General features: G+C 68.4%; 16 protein-coding genes. 5 read left to right on the top strand and 11 right to left on the bottom strand.

Annotated features, from left to right (window positions below):
* Window positions 1–25: 25 nt before the first annotated feature.
* Together kdgD and ACXJKM_RS16435 are read right to left on the bottom strand one after the other, a co-directional pair.
* Window positions 26–937, bottom strand: coding sequence for a 5-dehydro-4-deoxyglucarate dehydratase (gene kdgD / locus ACXJKM_RS16440; protein ID WP_056204504.1), 912 nt, complete (start codon window positions 935–937; stop codon window positions 26–28).
* Window positions 938–1,044: 107 nt separating this feature from the next.
* Complete coding sequence (locus tag ACXJKM_RS16435; RefSeq protein WP_457353747.1) at window positions 1,045–1,770, bottom strand: FadR/GntR family transcriptional regulator; 726 nt, start codon at window positions 1,768–1,770, stop codon at window positions 1,045–1,047.
* Between the two features lie 111 nt (window positions 1,771–1,881).
* Between ACXJKM_RS16435 and garD the strand changes: the two genes are divergently transcribed.
* From garD to pgm, 3 genes are all read left to right on the top strand, one after another.
* Window positions 1,882–3,471, top strand: a complete 1,590-nt coding sequence (garD, locus tag ACXJKM_RS16430; protein ID WP_457353745.1) for a galactarate dehydratase — start codon at window positions 1,882–1,884, stop codon at window positions 3,469–3,471.
* Window positions 3,472–3,747: 276 nt separating this feature from the next.
* Window positions 3,748–4,911 (top strand): tellurite resistance TerB family protein, encoded by a 1,164-nt coding sequence (locus tag ACXJKM_RS16425; RefSeq protein ID WP_457353743.1) that lies wholly within the window; start codon window positions 3,748–3,750, stop codon window positions 4,909–4,911.
* A gap of 124 nt (window positions 4,912–5,035) precedes the next feature.
* On the top strand, window positions 5,036–6,691 hold the full coding sequence (gene pgm / locus ACXJKM_RS16420) for a phosphoglucomutase (alpha-D-glucose-1,6-bisphosphate-dependent) (protein ID WP_457353741.1): 1,656 nt from the start codon (window positions 5,036–5,038) through the stop codon (window positions 6,689–6,691).
* Here pgm and ACXJKM_RS16415 read toward each other — a convergent pair whose 3' ends face one another.
* Entirely contained in the window at window positions 6,692–7,492 is an 801-nt protein-coding gene (locus ACXJKM_RS16415; RefSeq protein ID WP_457353739.1) for a class II glutamine amidotransferase, read from the bottom strand.
* Window positions 7,493–7,661: 169 nt separating this feature from the next.
* Between ACXJKM_RS16415 and ACXJKM_RS16410 the strand changes: the two genes are divergently transcribed.
* Window positions 7,662–8,618 (top strand): tripartite tricarboxylate transporter substrate binding protein, encoded by a 957-nt coding sequence (locus tag ACXJKM_RS16410; protein ID WP_457353737.1) that lies wholly within the window; start codon window positions 7,662–7,664, stop codon window positions 8,616–8,618.
* On the opposite strand, the gene ACXJKM_RS16405 is transcribed toward ACXJKM_RS16410, so the two are convergent.
* Window positions 8,615–9,202 carry a TetR/AcrR family transcriptional regulator gene (locus tag ACXJKM_RS16405; protein WP_457353735.1) on the bottom strand — a complete coding sequence of 196 codons (588 nt, stop codon included), beginning with the start codon at window positions 9,200–9,202 and terminating at the stop codon, window positions 8,615–8,617. The genes ACXJKM_RS16410 and ACXJKM_RS16405 overlap by 4 nt on opposite strands.
* A gap of 89 nt (window positions 9,203–9,291) precedes the next feature.
* On the opposite strand from ACXJKM_RS16405, the gene ACXJKM_RS16400 reads away from it, so the two are divergent.
* Window positions 9,292–10,290, top strand: a complete 999-nt coding sequence (locus ACXJKM_RS16400; protein ID WP_457353733.1) for a saccharopine dehydrogenase NADP-binding domain-containing protein — start codon at window positions 9,292–9,294, stop codon at window positions 10,288–10,290.
* Here ACXJKM_RS16400 and ACXJKM_RS16395 read toward each other — a convergent pair.
* From ACXJKM_RS16395 to ACXJKM_RS16365, 7 genes are all read right to left on the bottom strand, one after another.
* Window positions 10,262–11,296 (bottom strand): glycoside hydrolase family 5 protein, encoded by a 1,035-nt coding sequence (locus ACXJKM_RS16395; RefSeq protein ID WP_457353732.1) that lies wholly within the window; start codon window positions 11,294–11,296, stop codon window positions 10,262–10,264. The two genes, ACXJKM_RS16400 and ACXJKM_RS16395, sit on opposite strands and share 29 nt — an antisense overlap.
* A gap of 3 nt (window positions 11,297–11,299) precedes the next feature.
* Entirely contained in the window at window positions 11,300–12,436 is a 1,137-nt protein-coding gene (locus ACXJKM_RS16390) for a glycoside hydrolase family 5 protein (protein ID WP_457353730.1), read from the bottom strand.
* 4 nt (window positions 12,437–12,440) lie between these two features.
* On the bottom strand, window positions 12,441–13,736 hold the full coding sequence (locus tag ACXJKM_RS16385) for an AGE family epimerase/isomerase (RefSeq protein ID WP_457353728.1): 1,296 nt from the start codon (window positions 13,734–13,736) through the stop codon (window positions 12,441–12,443).
* The gene (locus ACXJKM_RS16380; protein ID WP_457353726.1) at window positions 13,733–15,802 is read right to left on the bottom strand and encodes a GDSL-type esterase/lipase family protein; all 2,070 of its coding nucleotides are present in this window, start codon (window positions 15,800–15,802) and stop codon (window positions 13,733–13,735) included. Before ACXJKM_RS16380 ends, ACXJKM_RS16385 begins: the two co-directional genes overlap by 4 nt.
* Window positions 15,803–15,887: 85 nt before the next feature.
* Window positions 15,888–16,766 carry a carbohydrate ABC transporter permease gene (locus ACXJKM_RS16375; protein WP_457353724.1) on the bottom strand — a complete coding sequence of 293 codons (879 nt, stop codon included), beginning with the start codon at window positions 16,764–16,766 and terminating at the stop codon, window positions 15,888–15,890.
* Window positions 16,763–17,647, bottom strand: coding sequence for a carbohydrate ABC transporter permease (locus ACXJKM_RS16370; RefSeq protein ID WP_457353722.1), 885 nt, complete (start codon window positions 17,645–17,647; stop codon window positions 16,763–16,765). Before ACXJKM_RS16370 ends, ACXJKM_RS16375 begins: the two co-directional genes overlap by 4 nt.
* Window positions 17,644–18,876, bottom strand: a complete 1,233-nt coding sequence (locus ACXJKM_RS16365; protein WP_457353720.1) for an extracellular solute-binding protein — start codon at window positions 18,874–18,876, stop codon at window positions 17,644–17,646. The genes ACXJKM_RS16370 and ACXJKM_RS16365 overlap by 4 nt, the downstream gene beginning before the upstream one ends.
* Window positions 18,877–19,052 lie beyond the last annotated feature (176 nt).

The raw sequence follows: 19,052 nt of genomic DNA, 5'->3' as shown, positions 1-19,052 counted from the left end.
TCTCCAGTGGGTCTTGTGGAATGGCTTATTGCGGGCCGAGCTTGGAGATCAGCGCGCCGAGTGCGTCGACCTCGGCTGCAGCCAGGTCCGACAGCGGCGGACGCACTGGCCCGGCCGTATGGCCCACCAGCGTCGCGCCGGCCTTCACGATGGACACGGCATAGCCCTCGCCCTTGTTGCGCAGCGCGACGTAGGGGATGAAGAAGTCGCGCACGAGGCGGTTGCAGGTCTCGGTGTCGCCCGCGGCGTGGGCGTTGTAGAACTCCATCGCCGTCTTGGGGATGAAGTTGAAGACGGCGGACGAGTAGACCGGGCAGCCCATGGCCTTGTATGCGCCGGCAAACAGCTCGGCGGTGGGCAGGCCACCCAGATAGGCGAAGCGATCGCCCAGCGTCTGGCGGATGGAGACGAACTTCTCGATGTCGCCGAGACCGTCTTTGAAGCCGATCAGATTGGGGCAGCGGTCGGCCAGCACCAGCAGGCTCTGCGGCGTCAGCTTGCAGGCGCCACGGTTGTAGACGACGACGCCGAACTTGACGCTCTTGCAGACGGCCTCGACGTGATTGATGAGGCCTTCCTGGCTGGCTTCGGTCAGGTAGTGCGGCAGCAGCAGCACGCCCTGGGCGCCAAGGCGCTCAGCTTCCTGCGCGTACTGGACGGCCACTCGCGTGCCGCCACCGGCGCCGGCCAGGATGGGCGTGCGGCCGCGGCAGGTGTCCAGGGCCACCTTGATGATGTCGCTGTACTCGCCCGGCTCCAGCGAGAAGAACTCACCCGTGCCGCCCGCCGCGAACAGCGCCGAGGCGCCGTAAGGTTGCAGCCACTCCAGGCGCTCGGCGTAAGGCTTGGGCGCGAAGTTCAGCTGTGCGTCGAAGTCGGTCAGCGGGAAGGACAGCAGACCGGCTTCGAGGACGGCTTTGAGTTCTTGGGGCGACATGGGCGGGTCTCCGTTCGGTGTTGGGATGGTTGAAGTTGTAGGTCATCGTACAACTGGGTTCAAATCCACAATCACTAGGGATAACCCTTGGAAACCATTTTTAATGGTCAGCCGGTTTCGGCCTGGGCCCTGCGGCGGCGTTCGCGGCTGTTGGAGAGGTGGGTGCGCATGGCCGCACGAGCCGATTCGGCATCCTGGCTGGTGATGGCGTCGAGGATGCTTTCGTGCTCCGCGTTGACGCGCCGCATATAGGCCAGCCGCTCCGCACTCATGTCCGCCACCGGCTCCAGCCGGGCACGCGGAATGATCTGGGCCCCCAGCGTCGCCATCAGGTCGGTGAAGTGGCTGTTCTGCGTCGCGCGGGCAATCTCCAAGTGGAACTGGAAGTCGGCGGCCACCGAGTCCTGGCCGGCTTCGACGGCGGCAATAACTGCGTCCAGCGCCTTGCGCAGGGCAATGAGGTTGTCGGCGGTGCGCCGCTGCGCTGCCAGGCCGGCCGCCTCCGTCTCGAGGCCGATGCGCAGTTCCAGCACGGCGATGACGTCCTGCAGCGTGCTGAACTGTTCCGGCGTGATCTTGAATGACGGCCCGTCGCCAGGCCCGAGCACAAACGTACCGATGCCGTGCCGCGTCTCGACCAGGCCAGCCGCCTGCAATTTGGAGATGGCCTCGCGCACGACGGTGCGGCTGACCTCGAACTCGCCCATGATGGCCGCCTCGGTCGGCAGCTTGTCGCCGGCCTGCAACTGGCCGGCCCGGATGCGGTCTCCGAGCGAGTCAACCAGTTCGAGGGCCAGCGTGCGCGGCCGGCGGCGGGCGAGGGGGGCGTGCATTCGCGGGTTTTCCCGGAGTTTTGAAATGATTGCGCCGTCTAAAGTGACGGAAGTTGTACGACAACTAGACGACGTACAACAACTTCAACTGTAGCAACGCCTTGGCAAACCATGACTGCTGTTTCCCCCCGTCCGCCCCTGACGCTGCGCATGCGCATTGAGGACAACGTCGCCATCGTTGCCAACGACGGCGGCCTGGCCGAAGGCACCGTGCTGCCGGACGGCATCCCAGGCGCGGGGCTGGCGCTGCGCGACAAGGTGCCGCAGGGCCACAAGGTCGCGCTGCGTGACATCGCCGAGGGAGAAGTGGTGCTGCGCTATGCCGTGCCCATCGGCTATGCGTTGAAGGCCATTCCCGCCGGTAGCTGGGTGCACGAGCGCCTGCTGCAGATGCCCGCCGCACGTGCGCTGGAAGGCCTGCCCATCGCCACCGTGAAGCCTGCTGTCGTTGAACCACTGGACGGCTACACCTTCGAGGGCTACCGCAACAAGGATGGCTCGGTCGGCACGCGCAACATCCTCGCCATCACGACGACGGTGCAGTGCGTGGCCGGCGTCGTCGCCCAGGCGGTCGCGCGTATCAAGGCCGAGCTGCTGCCGCGCTACCCGAACGTGGACGACGTCATCGGCTTGGAGCACAGCTATGGCTGTGGTGTGGCCATCGACGCGCCGGATGCCGTCATCCCCATCCGCACCCTCAAGAACATCTCGCTGAACCCGAACTTCGGCGGCGAGGTCATGGTCGTCAGCCTGGGCTGCGAAAAGCTGCAGCCCGCGCGCCTGCTGCCGCCAGGCTCATTCCCGATCACCGACGAACGCGACCCGGCCAGCGGCCCCGAAACCATTTGCCTTCAAGACGACGTGCACGTGGGCTTCATGTCCATGCTCGAAGACATCCTGCAAAGTGCCAAGCCTCACCTGGAGCGCCTGAACGCCCGCAGGCGCGAGACCGTGCCTGCAGCTGAGCTGGTCGTCGGCGTGCAATGCGGCGGCAGCGATGCCTTCTCGGGCGTGACGGCCAACCCGGCCGTGGGCTTCTGCGCCGACCTGCTGGTGCGCGCCGGTGCCACCATCATGTTCAGCGAGAACACGGAGGTGCGCGACGCCGTCGATCAGCTCACCAGCCGTGCGGCGACGCCGGAAGTCGCCGACGCCATCATTCGTGAACTCGGCTGGTACGACCGCTACCTCGACCGTGGCCGCGTCGACCGCTCCGCCAACACCACGCCCGGCAACAAGRMSGGCGGCCTGTCCAACATCGYCGARAAAGCSATGGGCTCCATCRTCAAGWSCGGCAGCTCGGCCATCTCGCACGTGCTGGCGCCCGGCGAGAAGCTGCGGCAGGACCAGCGCGGCCTCGTCTACGCCGCCACGCCGGCCAGCGACTTCATCTGCGGCACGCTGCAGCTCGCCGCCGGCATGAATYTGCAYRTSTTCACCACCGGCCGCGGCACRCCCTACGGCCTGGCCGAATGCCCGGTSRTCAAGGTCGCCACGCGYACCGACTTGGCCCGCCGCTGGCACGACCTGATGGACATCAACGCCGGCCGCATYGCCGATGGTGAGGCGACGATTGAAGAGACCGGCTGGGAGATGTTCCGCCTGCTGCTGGACGTCGCCAGTGGCCGCAAGAAGACCTGGGCCGAGCACTGGAAGCTGCACAACAGCCTGGTGCTGTTCAACCCCGCGCCTGTCACCTGAAATAACGCTGCCCCTCGCCCAGTCTTGCCCTGCTAAACGCGGGCAAGCCCAGTCGGTCTTGCAGACCGCGCTGCGGCTCGCGCCGCAGCTCTTCGGCAGGCACATGCCGCCCACTGGGCGCCATGTGTCCGGCCTCAGCCCCCGAGGGGACGGCGATGCTCGCGGCATCGAGCCGCGAGCACATCGCCAACCGGGCCGGCTAGGGAGCGGCCCGGCGCTCGGCCCGAAGACCGCGCCGTCCACGATGTGCACCCTCTCGTTCTATGCTTGGTCGCCATGACGACCCAGCAGCAACCGACAGTGGACCCAGCCGAACCCGGAACCGCGCTTGAAGGCGTGACGCAGGTAGTCGCCGAGCCCTTGCGCTTCAAGGCCAAGCTCGCCATCGGCGAGAACGCCTACAAGTCCCTGCGCATGATCAACCGCACCCGCGAGGTCTGGGACGTGCTGGGCGCCGCGGGCGCGGGCGCCGCCGTCGTGAAGTCGGGTGTGCTGGGCATCGGTGCCGCAGCCACGCCCATTGGCTGGGTGGCGCTGGCCGCGCTGGCCTCGGGCGGCGCCTGCTACGGCCTGTACCGGTGGCTGGGTGACACCAAGGGCGCGCGTGTCATCGAGATCCCCAAGTTCCTGAACACGCCGCTGGACACGCTGGGCCTGGCCCTCTTCGACCTCATCGCGCCGCTGGCGCTGCGGCTGGCCGCGGTGGATGGCCACATCGAGCCTGCCGAGCGGCAAGCGCTGGTGCAACACCTGGTGGACGACTGGGGCCTGGACGCCAGCTTCGTCACGCGGGCCATCGCGCAGATCGAGCCGGGCGTGATGCAAGGCTCGGTCGAGGAGGTGGCCGCTGAGCTGTCGGCCTTCCTGCATGCCAACCCCGACTGCAACCACAAGGCCATCGCCGCCGATCTCGGCCAGTTCCTGCGCCGGCTGCTGGAAGCCGGCGGGCCGCTGTCCGAGGCCGAGGAGGCGGCATTGGCAGCCAGCCTGACGCTGTTGCTGCAAGAGCCTGACGGCCCGCTCACCAAGGCCTGGGTCACCGCCAGGTCGGGCGCGGGCAAGGCGGCCGAACAGCTGGGCGCTTCGGCCAAGGAGGCGGCCGGCTGGACGCGCGAGCGCCTGCCTTCGCCCGAGGAGCTGCAGGCCGCGGCCGGCACCGCAGCGACCAAGGCGTGGCATGGCGCCAGGTCGGGGGCTGAGCAATTGGGCACGTCGGCCAAGGACGCCGCTGACTGGACACGTGAGCGCTTGCCCTCAGCCGAGCAGTTGCAGGCCGCGGCCGATACAGCCGCGACGCAGGTCCAGCAGTCCGTGCAAAAGGCCGCCTCATGGGCTCAGGACAAGCTGCCCGCCGCAGCCCAAGTCCAGGATGCGGCCAAGCGCTCGGTGAGTTTTGCCAAGACCGGCATTGAGCGGATCAGGAAGCGGTCTGGCCGCTGAGACGCCGCGCGGCAATTGCGTTGCCTGTAGGTCGGGGCCTGCAAGCCTGTGTGCCGATGTCCGGCACCGTGGTCGCGCCATGCTGGCAGTATGGTCTCACCGAAGAACGGGAGAGCCCCGAACGATGAGTGCTGAACGCCACCCCCTTGCCGGCAAGCCCGCGCCACCCGATGTCCTCATCGACGTCGAGGCCTTGCGCGAAGCCTATTTTTCGCGCCAGCCCGATCCGAGCTGCGCCGAACAGCAGGTCAGCTTCGGCACCTCGGGCCACCGCGGCTCGGCTCTGGATGGCTCGTTCAACGAATGGCATGTGCTGGCCATCACGCAGGCCATTTGCGACCACAGGAAGCAGAGCGACATCGCGGGCCCGCTCTTTCTGGGCGCCGACACGCATGCGCTGTCCGAGCCCGCTGTGCTCAGCGCACTGGAGGTGCTGGTCGCCAATGGCGTGGACGTGATGCTGGCGCCGGCGGGCCAGTTCACGCCGACACCGGCCGTGTCGCTGGCTATCCTTGAATACAACCGCGGCCGCGAAGGCTGGCAGCGCGCCGACGGCATCGTCGTGACGCCGTCGCACAACCCACCGCGTGACGGCGGCTTCAAATACAACCCGCCACATGGCGGGCCGGCGGGCAGCGATGTCACGACGGGCATCCAGGGGGCTGCCAACGAGCATCTGAAGCAGTCGCTCAAGGGCGTGCTGCGCAAGGACGCCGAGCGGGCACTCGGCACGTCGGCCTGCCATGAGTACGACTTCCTCGGCAGCTATGTGGCGGCGCTGGGGCAGGTCATCGACTTCGACCTGATCCGTGCAGCCGGCCTGCAGCTGGGCGTGGACCCACTGGGTGGCGCGGGTGTGGCCTACTGGCCTGCGATCGCCGAGCACTACCGCCTGCCACTGACGGTTGTCAGCAACGAGGTGGATCCGCGGTTCGCCTTCATGACGCTGGACTGGGACGGCCAGATCCGCATGGACCCGTCATCGCCCTGGGCCATGCTAAGGCTGACGAGCCTGCGCGATCGCTTCGACGTGGCCTTTGCCTGCGACACCGACCATGACCGCCATGGCATCGTCACCCGCAGTGCCGGTCTGATGCCGCCCAACCACTACCTCAGCGTCGCCGTGGACTATCTGTTCCGCCACCGGCCCGGCTGGCGCGCGAACGCGGCCGTCGGCAAGACCGTCGTCACGACGGCGCTGATCGACCGCATTGCGCGGCGCCTGGGCTGCCCGCTGTTCGAGGCGCCCGTCGGCTTCAAATGGTTTGCGCCGGGCCTGGCTGAAGGCAGCCTGGGCCTGGGCTGCGAGGAGAGCGCGGGCGCATCAATGCTGCGCCGTGATGGCCGCGTGTGGACGACCGACAAGGACGGCATCGCCGCCGCGCTGCTGGCGGCCGAGATCACGGCGCGCACCGGCAGCGACCCGGGGGTGTATTACCAGGGCCTGACGGCGGCCCTCGGCACACCGCACGCCGACCGCGTCGAAGGCCCGGCCACGCGCGAGCAGAAGGCCAGGCTGGCCGCGCTGACGGTTGCGAACGTGCAGGCGACTTCACTGGCAGGCGAGCCCATCACTGCGGTGCTGAGCAGTGCGCCGGGCAACGGCGCGCCGATCGGTGGCATCAAGGTGTGCACGGCCAGTGGCTGGTTCGCCGCGCGGCCGTCGGGCACCGAGGACATCTACAAGGTCTACGCGGAGAGCTTCCGCGACGAGGCGCATCTGCAGCAGTTGCTGCAGGAGGCGCGCAGTGTGGTGGATGAGGCGCTGGCTGCGGTTTGATCAAGCAGCCGCGAGTTCGGCCACGCCTTCACTGACGAACACGCATTCGCCGTCCCTGAACACCCGCACCTCGCCAGCGGCGAACGCCTGCCAGGCCTCGCCATGGGTCAGCGGCTCAGTGGAGACCAGCGCCATGCGGTCAGCCGGGTTGTTGACGGTGGCCAGGTCCACACTCAGGTCGCCGTCGCGCAAGGAGACGTGGCCGAAGGGCGGGCGGCGCTGCAGCCAGTGCAGCTTGGTTGACGCATGCGCCAGCATGGCGCGGCCATCGGTCAGCAGCAGGTTGAAGCGGCCGTGCTCGGCGATCTCGTGGATCCAGGGCGTCAGCGTTTCGGCCAGTTGCTGCCAGTCGGGCGGCTGGCTGCCGAAGCGCTGCTGGAGCTTCTGCATCAACCAGCAGAAGGCTCGTTCGCTGTCGGTCTGGCCGGCCGGCGTGAAGCTCCCGTCCAGCTGGGGGTGAAAGTCCTTCAGGTCGCCGTTGTGCGCGAAGACCCAGGTGCGACCTGCCCAGTCGCGGCGAAAGGGGTGGCAGTTCTCCAGGGTGCGGGCGCCCTGGGTGGCCTTGCGGATGTGGGCGAGGATGTTGCGTGCCTGCACCGGGTGGTGGCCGAAATGACGCGCCAGTTCGGATTCGGCCGCCGGGCTGTCCTCAACGGTGACTTGGCAGCGCTCGCCGTCGTGGAAGGCCACGCCCCAGCCGTCGACATGGTCTGCGGTGCGCCCGCCGCGAGCGGCGAAGCCGCTGAGGGAGAAGGTGGCGGCGGCCGGCTGGCGGCTGTTGAGGGCGAAAAGCTCACACATCGGTGGTGGCGGAAGCTGTCGGTACGGGTGGCAACGCTGCAAGTCTGCAGGCCGATGACACAAAACCCAACAAAGCTTTTGTCATGAGCTCATGCCTGTGCGGGTTCTCACGTTTCGCGGGCGCGCCGCAGGGCGTTAGGCTGGGCTGTACCACCTTCAGGAGACGCCCGTGCCGAAGTGCCTTGTTCCCGTCGCAGCTCTGCTGCTTGCACTGACCGCAAATGCCCAGGAAACGGCCTGGCCGTCCAAGCCCCTGCACTTCGTCGTGCCCTTTGGCCCCGGCGGCGCCAACGACATCGTGGCGCGCACGGTGGCCGAAGCCACGGCCAAGCAGCTGGGGCAGCCGATCATCATCGAGAACAAGCCCGGTGCCGGCTCCATGATCGGCGCGGCCTATGTGGCCAAGGCCGCGCCGGACGGCTACACCTTCCTGACGCCGGCGGCCGGTGTCATCACCAATGCGCTGATCAAGACACGCATGCCCTATGCCGAGAACGACCTCGTGCCCGTCGTCATGATGGCCGTCAGCCCCTCGGTCGTCGTCGTGCCGGGCGACTCGGCCATCAAGGATCTGAAGGGCCTGATCGCGGCGTCCAGGAAAGGCCAGGGGCTGAACTTCGCGACGGCCGGCACCGGCAGCACGCCGCATTTCGTGGCCGAGATGCTCAAGCTCAAGGCTGGCGCCAAGCTGCAGATCGTGCCCTTCAAGAGCGGCTCCGAAGGCATGGCGGCCGTTGTCGGTAACCAGGTCGATGCGACCTCCGAGGCCAGCCCCGTCGTGCTGTCGATGGTGAAGGCCGGCAAGCTCAAGGCCATCGCCTCGACGTGGAACCGTCGCATCGCGGCTTTGCCCGACCTGGCCACCGCCCAGGAGCAGGGCTTCAACGACGTTTTCATTGGCCATTGGTCGGGCGTGTTCGCGCCCAAGGGCACGCCCGAGGCCATCCTCGACAAACTCAATGCGGCCGTGAATGCGGCGCTGAAGACGAGCGAGCTGCGCGCCAAGCTCATCCCGCTGGCCATCGACCCGACGGGCGGCAGCCGCGAGGACTTCCGCAAGTTTCTGGCAGCCGAGAAAGCCCGCCTGGCACCAGTGGCCAAGGCGGCGCAGATGAAGGAAGACTAGCGGCCGGCTTCGACGAGGGCGCGCATCGCGGCCAGCAGCACATCCGTCGCTTCATCCGGCGTCAGCAGTTCGGCGCTGACGAAGGCGCCATTGACGAGCAAGGCCAGCTGAGCGGCGAGTGCCTTCGGCGCGCGTGCCTTCAGGCGTTGGGCGATGACTGTGAGGCGTGACCGCAGCGCCTGCATGTGGGCTCGCGCCACGCCGCGTGCCGGGTGATCCTGCTCGGCGAACTCGGCCGCCACATTGATCTGCGGGCAGCCCCGGTAGTTGGCGCGGCCCAGGCGCTCGCCGATCCAGCGCATGTGCGCTTCCAGCTCGGCCTTCGCGTCGCTCGCGTTCTCCGCGGCGACCCGGTCCCAGGTCGCCCAGAAGTCCACATCCTCGCGCTCCAGGAAGGCCACGATGAGGTCGTCCTTGGTGCGGAAGTGGCGGTACAGGCTGCTCTTGGCCACGCCGGCCTGCTCGATGACCAGATCGATGCCGACCGCGCGAACGCCGTTCTTGTAGAACAGCTCGGACGCCACGCCCAGCAGTCGCTCGCGGACGTTCTGGGCTTCGGGGGCAGTTTCAGCAGGCATGTTCATCACGGCGGTCGATTCGGTGTTGACACGATACAGACCATTCTGTATCGTTCAAAGAACAGACAGGTCTGTCTCGTTTCAAAAGGATGATCATGAGCAAGGATTTGGGCAAGAAGGCGGTCGCGGTCTACGGTGCCGGCGGGCACACCGGGCGATTCGTCGTCAACGAGGCGCTGAGGCGTGGCTTGAAGGTTGTGGCGATCGGGCGGGATGCGTCGCGACTGCCGGCTGGCGTGGAGGCGCGGGTCGCGACCATTGACGACGCGGCCGCGCTGGACGCGGCACTGCAGGGCTGCGGCGTGGTCATCAACTGTGCCGGGCCGTTTCTCGACACGGCGGCGCCGGTCATCGAGGCCGCCCTGCGCGCTGGCTGCGGCTATATCGACGTGACCGCCGAGCAGGCCAGCGCTGAAGCCGTCTTCGAGAACTTCGATGCCCGGGCTCGCGTGGCTGGCGTCGCCATCATTCCGGCGGCGGGTTTTTATGGCGGGCTGGCTGACCTGCTGGCGACGGCGCTGATGGGCGACGGCGCCGTGCACGACCTGGCCATCGCCATCGCGCTGGACCACTGGTGGCCCACCGAGGGCACCCGCAAGACCGGTGAGCGCAACCAGGTGCCGCGCGTTGTGCTGCAAGGCGGCCAGATCGTGCGCATGCCGACGCCGGCGGCCCAGCGCGACTGGCGTTTCAGTGCGGAGCACGGCGAGCAGGCCATGGTCGAACTGCCCTTCAGCGAGGTCATCACCATCGCCCGCCACCTGCGCGTGCAGAACCTGCGCTCGTGGCTGACGCTGTCGTCCCTGCAGGAGATCCGCGACACCACCACGCCGCCGCCCGAGGCCAGTGACGCGCAGGGCCGTTCAGCGCAGCGCTTCGAGATGGTCGTGCAGGCCGGCGAGGGCCTGAGCGCGAGAAAGGCCGTCGCGCGTGGCCAGGACATCTACGCGGTGTCGGCGCCGCTGGTGGTCGAAGCGGCCGAGCGCATGCTGCAGCCGTCCTTCAAGCGCAGCGGCGCGCTGGCCCTGGGTGAAGCCTTCGACGCCAAGGACTTCCTTCAGTCGCTCAGGGACGTTGAACTGCAATTGGGCTGAGGAAAGGCGCCAGCCAGCGCATCTGCGGCTTGTCGCGGCCCTCGGCGGTGGGCTCCAGGGACAGGAAATAGTCGCCCCAGGTCGGGCCACCGGCCCACCACAGCCAGCCGTCCCAGACGTCGGCATTGGCCTGCAGATGCTTGAGCGCGCCGGCCACGGCCTGCTCGCAGACGGCATTGGCGCCGCCGCCCAGCTCACCCAGGATGGCGCGGCGCTTGTTTTTGCGCAGCCATTCGGTGAAGCGCTTGAGCCGCTCCGCGCCGATCTCGGGGCTGACGCATTCGGGGCTGGTGCCGGAGCCGTCCTTGTCGAAGTACTGGTGCACCTCGAAGACCATGCGGTCCAGCGGGTCGCGCACCTGGCCCATGACCTCGGCGTTGGGCGTGCCGTACCACTTGGACTCGAACCAGCTCCAGGCACCGGTGTAGCCGTTGCCGGGCACGGTGATGAGGTTGGTCGCGCCGGTCTTGCGGATGGCATCGATGGCGGCCTGGGCGGCCTGGCCCCAGGTCTCGGTCGGCATGTTGCGCGGCTCATTGACGAGGCCGAACTGCACTTTCGGGTTGTCCTTGAACTGCAGGGCCAGGCGCCGCCAGAAGTCGGCAAACGCGGCGATGGGCACCTCGGGCTTGCCGACATGCACCTCCTTGTAGGCGGCGTAGTTGTGCGGGTCCAGCAGCACATGCAGGCCGCGGGCGGTCGTGCCGTCGACGAACTCGCGCAGGCGAGCGAGTTCCGTCGGGTCGAACTCGCCGTTCAACACCGGCTGCAGGCGCTCCCAGCGGAAGGCGATGCGCATCAGATTCATGCCCTTGGCCTGGAAGTAGGCCGTGCTGGCGACGCTGGGGTAGACGAAGTCCTTGCCATAGATGCCGGGGAAGGGCAGCTTCTCGCCCCATTCGGCGCTGGACAGGCTGATGCCGCGCCAGGGCAGCAGTTCGGCCGCGCAGGCGCCCTGGACGAGGGACGCCAGCAGGCAGGTGGTGGCGAGGTGTCGCAGCTTCATGGATCAGTCCTTCGTCAGGGTGGTGCCGTACAGCGCCTGGACCAGGTCGGTCCGCCAGGCATGGGCTTGCGGGTCATAGAGGCCGAAGCCCGCGGCCAGTTCCCAGTACATCCAGGGCAGCTGGCGGGCAGCCATCTCGGCGCGCATCGCCTTCAGGTAGCGCACCCGGGCGCCGAGTGCCGCGCGGCTGTAGGCGCCGAACTCGCCGACCACCACGGGGTAGCCCAGGCGCTTGCCTTCGTTGGCGGCCAGGTCGAGGCCTTCGCGGATCTTGGCCAGCTGGGCGGCGTCGCAGCAATCCACGCCCACGGGCGGCGAGGGGCTGACCCATTCCGCACCCTGATGGGTGAAGGTGAACGGCTCGTAATGGTGGACGGTGAGCAGCAGGTTGGCATCGGCCGGCAGCTGCAGCTTGGACAGGGCCCAGGGGCTGTTCCACTGCACCGGGCCGATCATGACGACGCGGCTCGGGTTGCTGGCGCGCACCACGCGCAGGGCGCGCGAGGCCAGGGTGTTCCAGTCGGCCTCGAGCTTGTTGTGCGGCTCGTTGTAGAGCTCGAACACCAGGCCCGGCCCGGCATTGGCGAAGCGCTCAGCGATCTGGCGCCACATGGCCAGGAAGCGCAACTGCACGACATCGGCCGCGACGCTGGCTTCACCCGACTCGACGGCATCGCCATCGAGCTGGTGGTAGTGGTGCATGTTCAGCACGACGGTGACATTGCGCGCGAGCAGCTTGGTGACGATGCCTTCGACGCGGGTCATGAAGGCCGCGTCGATGGTGGCTGCGGCATCCAGGCTGGCGTGGTTGCTCCAGCGCACCGGCAGGCGCACCGCCTGGCTGTAAGACGGGCTGGCGCTCGGGCCGACGAGCTGGATGAATTCGTCTTCGACCTTCAGCCCCCAGGCGCCTTCGCTGGGCGCTTCCAGCATGCTGCCGAAGTTGATGCCGCCGCCCAGCGCCGCGGCGGCGGTGCGGGCCTGTGCCGAGGCGCCGGGCGGTGTCCCGGACGGCGTGATCGGGTAGGCGGCCCAGGGGTCTGCGGGCGTGGACGGTGCCGGTTCGGCGGCGGCACCACCACCTCCGCCACCACAGGCGGCAAGCAGCGCGATCAGCAGGGCAGTGGCAAGGCGAGTCATGGCGTCAGCTCCGTGCCGGCGGTTGCACGCGGAGCGCGGCCAGCACGTCCTGGCAGGCACCCATGGTGTGGTAATCGGTCTTGCCGGCGGGACTTTTCTCGTCGGTGACTTTGCTGTTGTCGGGCGCGAGGATGCGATACCAGGCGCCGTGCTTGTGGTCGACGAAGTGCTGCCAGGCGTAGGCCCAGATCCGGTCGTACCAGGCCCAGTAGGCGTCGTCGCCGGTGCGTACGGCCAGCCAGGCGGCGGCGGCAAGGCTTTCGGCCTGGACCCAGAAGTATTTGTCGGCGTCGCACACCTTCATGTCGGGCGCCGGGCCGCTCCCAAGGCCGACGTGTCCCCCTCGGGGAGACGGCTGCGTACCCGCGGGCGGGGGGCGCCATGATTCGTCCGGCGCGAAGCCATAGACGAGGCCGCCGTGAACGCCGTCCCAGCCGCGCTGCATGGCGGTGTCGAAGAAGTGGCGCGCCGTCGGCACCAGCCAGCCGGGCGCCGCTGCGCCCAGACGACGATCCAGCATCAGCAGCAGCTTGGCCCACTCGGTGAGGTGGCCGGTCTGGAAGCCCCAGGGCCGGAAGATGTTGGTCTTGTCGTCGCGGTTGTAGTCCCAGTCGGGTGTCCAGTCGGTGTTGTAGTGCTCCCAGACGAGGCCGCCCGCGAGCGCCGCCTGGCGTTGGGCGATGGACGTGGCCAGGGTCAGCGCACGGTCGAGGTAGCGAGATTCGCCGGTGGCGGCGTGAGCGGCCAGCATGGCTTCGCAGGCGTGCATGTTGGCGTTCTGGCCGCGGTAGGGACCGATGCCCCAGTCCGGCGTCGCCTCGTCGGCGTAGAGGCCGTGGGCGGGTTCCCAGAAGTGCTGGTCCATCAGTTCGAAGGTGGCGGCGATGCCTTCGCGCGCGCCGGGCACGCCGGCTTCCGTGGCGTGCGAGTTGGCCAACAGCACGAAGGCCAGGCCGTAGCAATGGTTGGTGCCGTCGAGCACCGTGGCGCGGCCGCCGTGCCAGTCCAGCACCCAGGCATAGCCCCCTTGCGGCTGAGCATGGACCTGGTTGACGAAGGCCAGTGCGTGCGCGACGTCGTGAACAGGTCCGCCAAACCAGCGCCAGGCCAGCGCGTGGTTGAAGACGAAGCGCGTGCTGCTGACGAGGTGGCGGGTGCAGCGGTCGTAGATCGTGCCGTCATCCTTGAAGAACTGGAAGCAGCCGCCGGTTTCGTCGCGCGCACGCGGCGCGTAGAAGTCCAGCGTGTGGCGCATGTGCGCCCACAGTGTCTCGGGTTTGCGCAGGTCGGGAGGCGTCATCTCAGTACCTCGTCTTTCAGGAAGCGGGTCAGCTCGTCGGCCATCAAGGCATGCACGTCGATGCGCGGATGGGCCCAGGAGAAGGCCTCGAAGCGGTAGCTCCAGACGTTGGCGTCGCCCTCGCTGCGCAGCGTCTGCACGGCGCCCAGCACGGCGCGCGGGATGGCCGGCTGTTCGCGTGGCGCCGACATGCCGCCCATCAGCAGCACGATCCTGGCTTGCGGGTAGCGCGCGCGCAGGCCGCGTACGAAGGCGAGATAGCGCGGGCCGAAGTCAGCGGCGATGGTCTGGCCCTTCGAAGCCGGGAAGCCATGGTCGTTCTGGCCGAGGTTGAGCAGCACGACGTCGGGCGCGCGTGCATCGGGCGGCGCAACCGGTGCGTCCAGGCGCGGCGCGTACCGGTTCCACACTTCGGGCATCAGCAGCTGGTCCCAGGTCGCGGTGATGCCGATGCCGCTGATGGCGATGCCAACGTAGTCCGCGCCCAGCTTGGACGCTGTCACTGCGCCATAGGCCCGCGTGCCGTCGTGGCTGGACAGGTCGGCGTATTGATCCTCGCCGATATCGCCGTTGCATGCGCCGGCGGTGATGGAGTCGCCGTAGAACTCCAGCTTCAGCGGCCGGGGTGCGGGCGGGTCGAGCAGCTTGCCGCCTTCGGCCAGGCGCAGGCCGAGGAAGACGCTTTCAGCCTGCGAAGCCTCGGTACGCTTGACGAGGCGCAGCTCGTGTTCTCCGGCCGTCAAGGGCAGCCGCCAGTCGGCCGGCCCGCTGCTGCGCAGCGCCAGCGCGTGGCGGCGGCCGTCGACCTCGACGGTGAAATGGTTGATGCTGCCGCGCGAGGGTGCCAGGCGCAGCGTGAGCTGGTCGCCGGTGAAGCGGGCGCGCAACTCGCTGCCGCTCCAGGCGAGCAGCTTCCCGCCCGGCGCGGCGCCGATGCGGCCGATCCAGCGCAGCTTGGGATCGTCCGCGGCTATCAGGCCTGGCTTGCTTGACGGCGCCTCGCGCACGAAGTCGCTCGGGTGGAGTTCGGGCGGGAAGATGCCGGCCGACATGACGGCCAGCAGGCTCGCCGGGCGGCCGCTGCCGGTCCATTCGTCCTTCTTCACGCGCACGTGCAGCAGGTGGGCACCGGGCTCCAGCTCGCGACCGACGACGGCGTAGTGCCAGCCGAGGTAGCCCTTGCGTTCCGGCACCTGGCCGCGGAGCGTGACGACGGGCCCGTCGTCCACCCAGGCTTCGAGGTTGCGGTAGTGCTCGCTTTCGGCGTGGAAGACCGCGACCTCGCGTCCCCAGACGAGAAAATGAGCCTCGGCATCGTCGGCCTTGCTGACCCAGCCGGGCTGCTGGCCGGTCCACTCGGGATGCACCTCGCCGCCACGCTCGAAGCCATGCACCTGGTAGGGCTTGAGGGTCTCGCCGGCCAGCATCCGCGTGAACTCGTGGGCGCGGCCGTAGACGGGATCGGGCAGCGGCGCGGGCGCGGCGACCGGCCCGCGGGCGGCTGCCCGCAGTGTCTCGGCCAGCGCAAGCGCGATGCGCTGATGGCCGGTGGCGTTCGGGTGGACGGGCTCGTCGTAGAGAGCCGCCCAGCGGTCTTCGCCGGCATCGACGCGGGCCTGCATCCAGCGGCCGAAGTCCAGCGCGGCGAGGCCGTAGTGAGCGGCCAGCTTCAGCTGCGCATCGACCGCGTCGCGCGCCTGGTTGCCCTGCTGCGTCAGGCCGAGCACGACGACCGCGGGCGGCTTCTTGGAAGTCAACAGTCGGCGCAGGATGGCTTCATAGCTGCTGCCGCGCACGGCCGGATCCAGCCACTGGTCGTTGACGCCGAACTCGACGATGACCAGGTCGGGCGACTTGTCCAGCACCTGCGTCTGCAGCCGCTGCACACCGGCGGCCGAGTCGGTGCCGCTGACGCCGGCGTTGACCAGCTTGGCCTTCGGTCCCAGCGATCTGGCGAGTAGTGCGGCCCAGCCTCGTTCACGCGGCGGCTGGGCGGCGTAGCCGGTCGTGATGGAGCCGCCGATCGTCGCGAGCGTGATGGTCTCGCCGGCCTGAAGCCGTTGCATGACACCTTGCAGTCGAGCGTCGGCTTGTCCGGCCGCCGGCAGCATCAGAGACAAAGACAACGCAAATCCTTTCAGCAAATTCATGTCAGCCCTTGGTGGCGCCCGCTTGCAGCCCGGCAACGAACTGCTTCTGGAAAACCAGAAAGAGCACGACGGCCGGCAGCGAGGCGAGCAGCGACCCCGCCATCAACACGGCGGCCGATTGCGGGTTGAAGCTCAGGTCGCCCGCCATCTTGCCCAGTTGCAGCGGCAGGGTCAGCGTGGCCGCGTCGTTGACGACGAGCAGCGGCCACAGGAAGTTGTTCCACTCGCCCACCGCCACCGGGATGGCAATCGCCGCCAGAGCTGGCCGCAGCATGGGCAGCACGACGCTCCACCAGATGCGCAGCGTGCCGGCGCCGTCCAGGGTCGCGGCGCTGATGAGTTCGTCGGGCACGCTCAGCATGGCCTGGCGGAAGTAGAAGACGACGAAGGCTTTCGCCAGGCCCGGCACCAGCAAGGCGGCGTACGTGTTGATCCAGCCCAGCTGCGCCACGGTGACGAAGTTGGGCACGATGGTGACTTCCCACGGCAGCATCATCGACACCAGCAGCGCGCGGAACAGCCAGCGGCTGCCGGGGAAGGGCTTCTTGGTTAGCACGAAGGCGACGAGGGACGCGGCCAGCAGGCTGACGACCGTGACGACGATGGTGACGAGCAGGCTGTTGGCATAAAAGCGCAGAAAGCCGTGGCCCTCGACCTGCACTTGCAGGATGCCGGCGAGCTTGTCGGGATCGGCCGTGGTACCGGCCCAGTCGGGGTTGAAGAAGTTGCGCGAGGTCGGCGCCTGGGGCACGAGCGTGGGCGGCTGGCGCAGCAGCTCGGCCACGGTCTTGAAGGCGCCGGCGGCCATCCAGTAGTAGGGCAGCAGCATGGCGGGCACCAGCAGCCACAGCGGGGCCTGGAGGATGCGAGTCCACTTCATCGCCCGCCCTCCCGGCCGATCAGCTTGAGGTTCAGCCAGGTCAGGCCGAACAGCAGCGTCGTCAGCACCCAGGCGGCCGCCGAGGCCAGGCCGAGGTCGAGCTGGCGAAAGCCCCGGTCGAAGAGATAGGTCACCAGCATCAGCGCCGAATCCAGCGGGCCGCCGAGCGTCTCGACCGCGCCGTAGAGCAGATAGGGCTCATAGAAGACCTGGAAGCTGGCGATCATGCCGGTCACGCTCACATAGACCAGCGTGGGGCGCAGGTTGGGCAGCGTGATGTGCAGCAACTGCTGCCAGCGTGAGGCGCCGTCCAGACGCGCGGCCTGGTAGAGCTCTTCGGGGATGGCGCGCAGGCCGGCGACGAAGATGACGAGGTTGTAGCCGAGCACCGACCAGACGCCGACGAGGACGAGGACGGGCATCGTCCATTGCGGGTCACCGAGGAAGCGCGCCGGCTCCAGGCCGACGGCCGCGCGAACGCTGTTGAACAGGCCATAGGCCTCGGAGTTGGCGAGCCACTTCCAGGCCGAGATGGCGCCGACGCCGCCAGCCACGGCTGGCAGGAAGAAGGCCACGCGCACCCACTGGTGCAGGCGCGAGTTGCTGCCGAAGTTCAGCGCCAGCACGAGGCCGAGCAGCACGGCGATGACCGACACCGAGGCCATGTAGGTGGCGGTGTTGCCCAGCGCCGTCCAGAAGCGCTCGTCGGCGAAGAGTTCGGCGTAGTTGCGCAGGCCGATCCAGTTGGGGGCGTCGGTGGCGTGGTAGTCGGTGAAGCTCAGCCAGGCCGACCGCAGCACGGGCCAGACGCCGAACAGGCCGAACAGGGCGAAGAAGGGCGCGACGAGCAACATGTCACGGCCATGGCGGCGCCAGATCATGGCTGCGCTCCCAATGCTGCCAGTGCACGGTTCATGACGGCGGCCGCGCGGCTCAACTCGGCCTGCGGGTCGCCGCCGGCCAGCACGACGCGCTGCACGGCGCGGGTGACGATGTAGTCCTGGCGCATCCATGCGGGGCAGGGCGGCGGGCCCTCGGCGTCGGCGAGCTGGGTCAGCAGAGCCTCGCGGTGGGGCAGGGGCAGGGTGGCGATCTGATCCTGCCGGCCGGAGGGCAGCCACATGCCGCCGTAGGCCAGCGCGGCCTCGGCCATGCGGCGTGTGACCTCGGGCTGGTAGACGGTGCGCATGAAGTCCAATGCCAGCTCGCGATTGGGCGAGAAGCGTGTGATGGCCAGCACCGTGCCGCCCAGCACTGCGGTGCGCTTGCCCGTCGGGCCGATGGGCAGCGGCGCGGCGGCCCACCGCCCGACCAGGCCCTTGTGAACCATGTCCATTCGCGACAGCAGCCAGGTGCCGGACTGCATCAACCCGTAGGCGCCGCTTTCCAGGCCGCCGTCGGCGTCGGGCCAGCCATCCGTGGGTGCCTGCAGCTCGCGGTACAGGCGCGCGTAATAGGTCAGCGCGCGCACGGCCTCGGGGCTGTCGATGACGGCGTGTGCGCAGTTGGCGTCGTAGACCGCCCCGCCGGCCTGGCGCAGGTAGGGGTAGAAGCCCAGCCAGCTGGTATTGCCCCATTGCTGTGCAAAGCCGTGTCCCTGGGCGCGTTGCGTGCGGGCGACACGGATGAAGCTTTCCCAGTCTCCGGGTGCCTCTGCAGCCAAGTCGCTGCGGTAGTACTGCAGCTGCACATGCATGTCGAAGGGGGCGCCGTAGAGGCGGCCGTCCGGGCGGCGGATGGCGCGCAGCGCGCCGGGGTTGGCGTGCTGTTCGAGCTGGCGGGCGAGGTCGGGCGCAGCCTGGTTCAGGTCGACCAGCGCGCCCTTGGCGCCGAGCGCGATTGCGTAGGAGGTGCTGCCGGTGACGAGATCAGGCCCACGCCGGCTGGCCAGTGCCGCTGAGTACTTGGTCATCGCGTCAGCCCAGGGCACGTCGCGCACTTCCACGGCGACATCCGGATGGGCGGCGCGGAAGGCGGCGACGGCCGGCTGCATGACCTGGGGCGTCTTGTCGTCGCCCACCATCCAGATGACCAGGCGGGCGGCGTGAGCGAGTGGCACGCCGGCAGCGAGACCGAGGACCAGCGCCGCCTGGGTGAGCAGGGCTTTCATTGCGGGGGAAGCGCGTGGCCGGCTTGGCCACTTTGTCTCGTTGTTGTTTACTAAACGGACCGGATTATGTGCGGCAGTTGAGCGGCTGTGTTGACTGTCTCTTCCAGAAAACATCAGGAATATCCCCGAGTGCTAGCGTTGTCGTAGAGAAACAGAATGCGCAACAGAACAATGTT

Source organism: Roseateles sp. P5_D6 (assembly GCF_054049415.1).
Note: the sequence above shows the minus strand (reverse complement) of the source record. Positions and strands in the feature narration are given on the sequence as shown.

What these genes read in the sequence shown, in the direction of transcription:
- kdgD (WP_056204504.1), bottom strand. Translation starts at nt 937, where the DNA reads ATGTCGCCCCAAGAACTCAAAGCCGTCCTCGAAGCCGGTCTGCTGTCC.
- ACXJKM_RS16435 (WP_457353747.1), bottom strand. Translation starts at nt 1,770, where the DNA reads ATGCACGCCCCCCTCGCCCGCCGCCGGCCGCGCACGCTGGCCCTCGAA.
- ACXJKM_RS16425 (WP_457353743.1), top strand. Translation starts at nt 3,748, where the DNA reads ATGACGACCCAGCAGCAACCGACAGTGGACCCAGCCGAACCCGGAACC.
- pgm (WP_457353741.1), top strand. Translation starts at nt 5,036, where the DNA reads ATGAGTGCTGAACGCCACCCCCTTGCCGGCAAGCCCGCGCCACCCGAT.
- ACXJKM_RS16415 (WP_457353739.1), bottom strand. Translation starts at nt 7,492, where the DNA reads ATGTGTGAGCTTTTCGCCCTCAACAGCCGCCAGCCGGCCGCCGCCACC.
- ACXJKM_RS16405 (WP_457353735.1), bottom strand. Translation starts at nt 9,202, where the DNA reads ATGAACATGCCTGCTGAAACTGCCCCCGAAGCCCAGAACGTCCGCGAG.
- ACXJKM_RS16400 (WP_457353733.1), top strand. Translation starts at nt 9,292, where the DNA reads ATGAGCAAGGATTTGGGCAAGAAGGCGGTCGCGGTCTACGGTGCCGGC.
- ACXJKM_RS16395 (WP_457353732.1), bottom strand. Translation starts at nt 11,296, where the DNA reads ATGAAGCTGCGACACCTCGCCACCACCTGCCTGCTGGCGTCCCTCGTC.
- ACXJKM_RS16390 (WP_457353730.1), bottom strand. Translation starts at nt 12,436, where the DNA reads ATGACTCGCCTTGCCACTGCCCTGCTGATCGCGCTGCTTGCCGCCTGT.
- ACXJKM_RS16385 (WP_457353728.1), bottom strand. Translation starts at nt 13,736, where the DNA reads ATGACGCCTCCCGACCTGCGCAAACCCGAGACACTGTGGGCGCACATG.
- ACXJKM_RS16380 (WP_457353726.1), bottom strand. Translation starts at nt 15,802, where the DNA reads ATGCAACGGCTTCAGGCCGGCGAGACCATCACGCTCGCGACGATCGGC.
- ACXJKM_RS16375 (WP_457353724.1), bottom strand. Translation starts at nt 16,766, where the DNA reads ATGAAGTGGACTCGCATCCTCCAGGCCCCGCTGTGGCTGCTGGTGCCC.
- ACXJKM_RS16370 (WP_457353722.1), bottom strand. Translation starts at nt 17,647, where the DNA reads ATGATCTGGCGCCGCCATGGCCGTGACATGTTGCTCGTCGCGCCCTTC.
- ACXJKM_RS16365 (WP_457353720.1), bottom strand. Translation starts at nt 18,876, where the DNA reads ATGAAAGCCCTGCTCACCCAGGCGGCGCTGGTCCTCGGTCTCGCTGCC.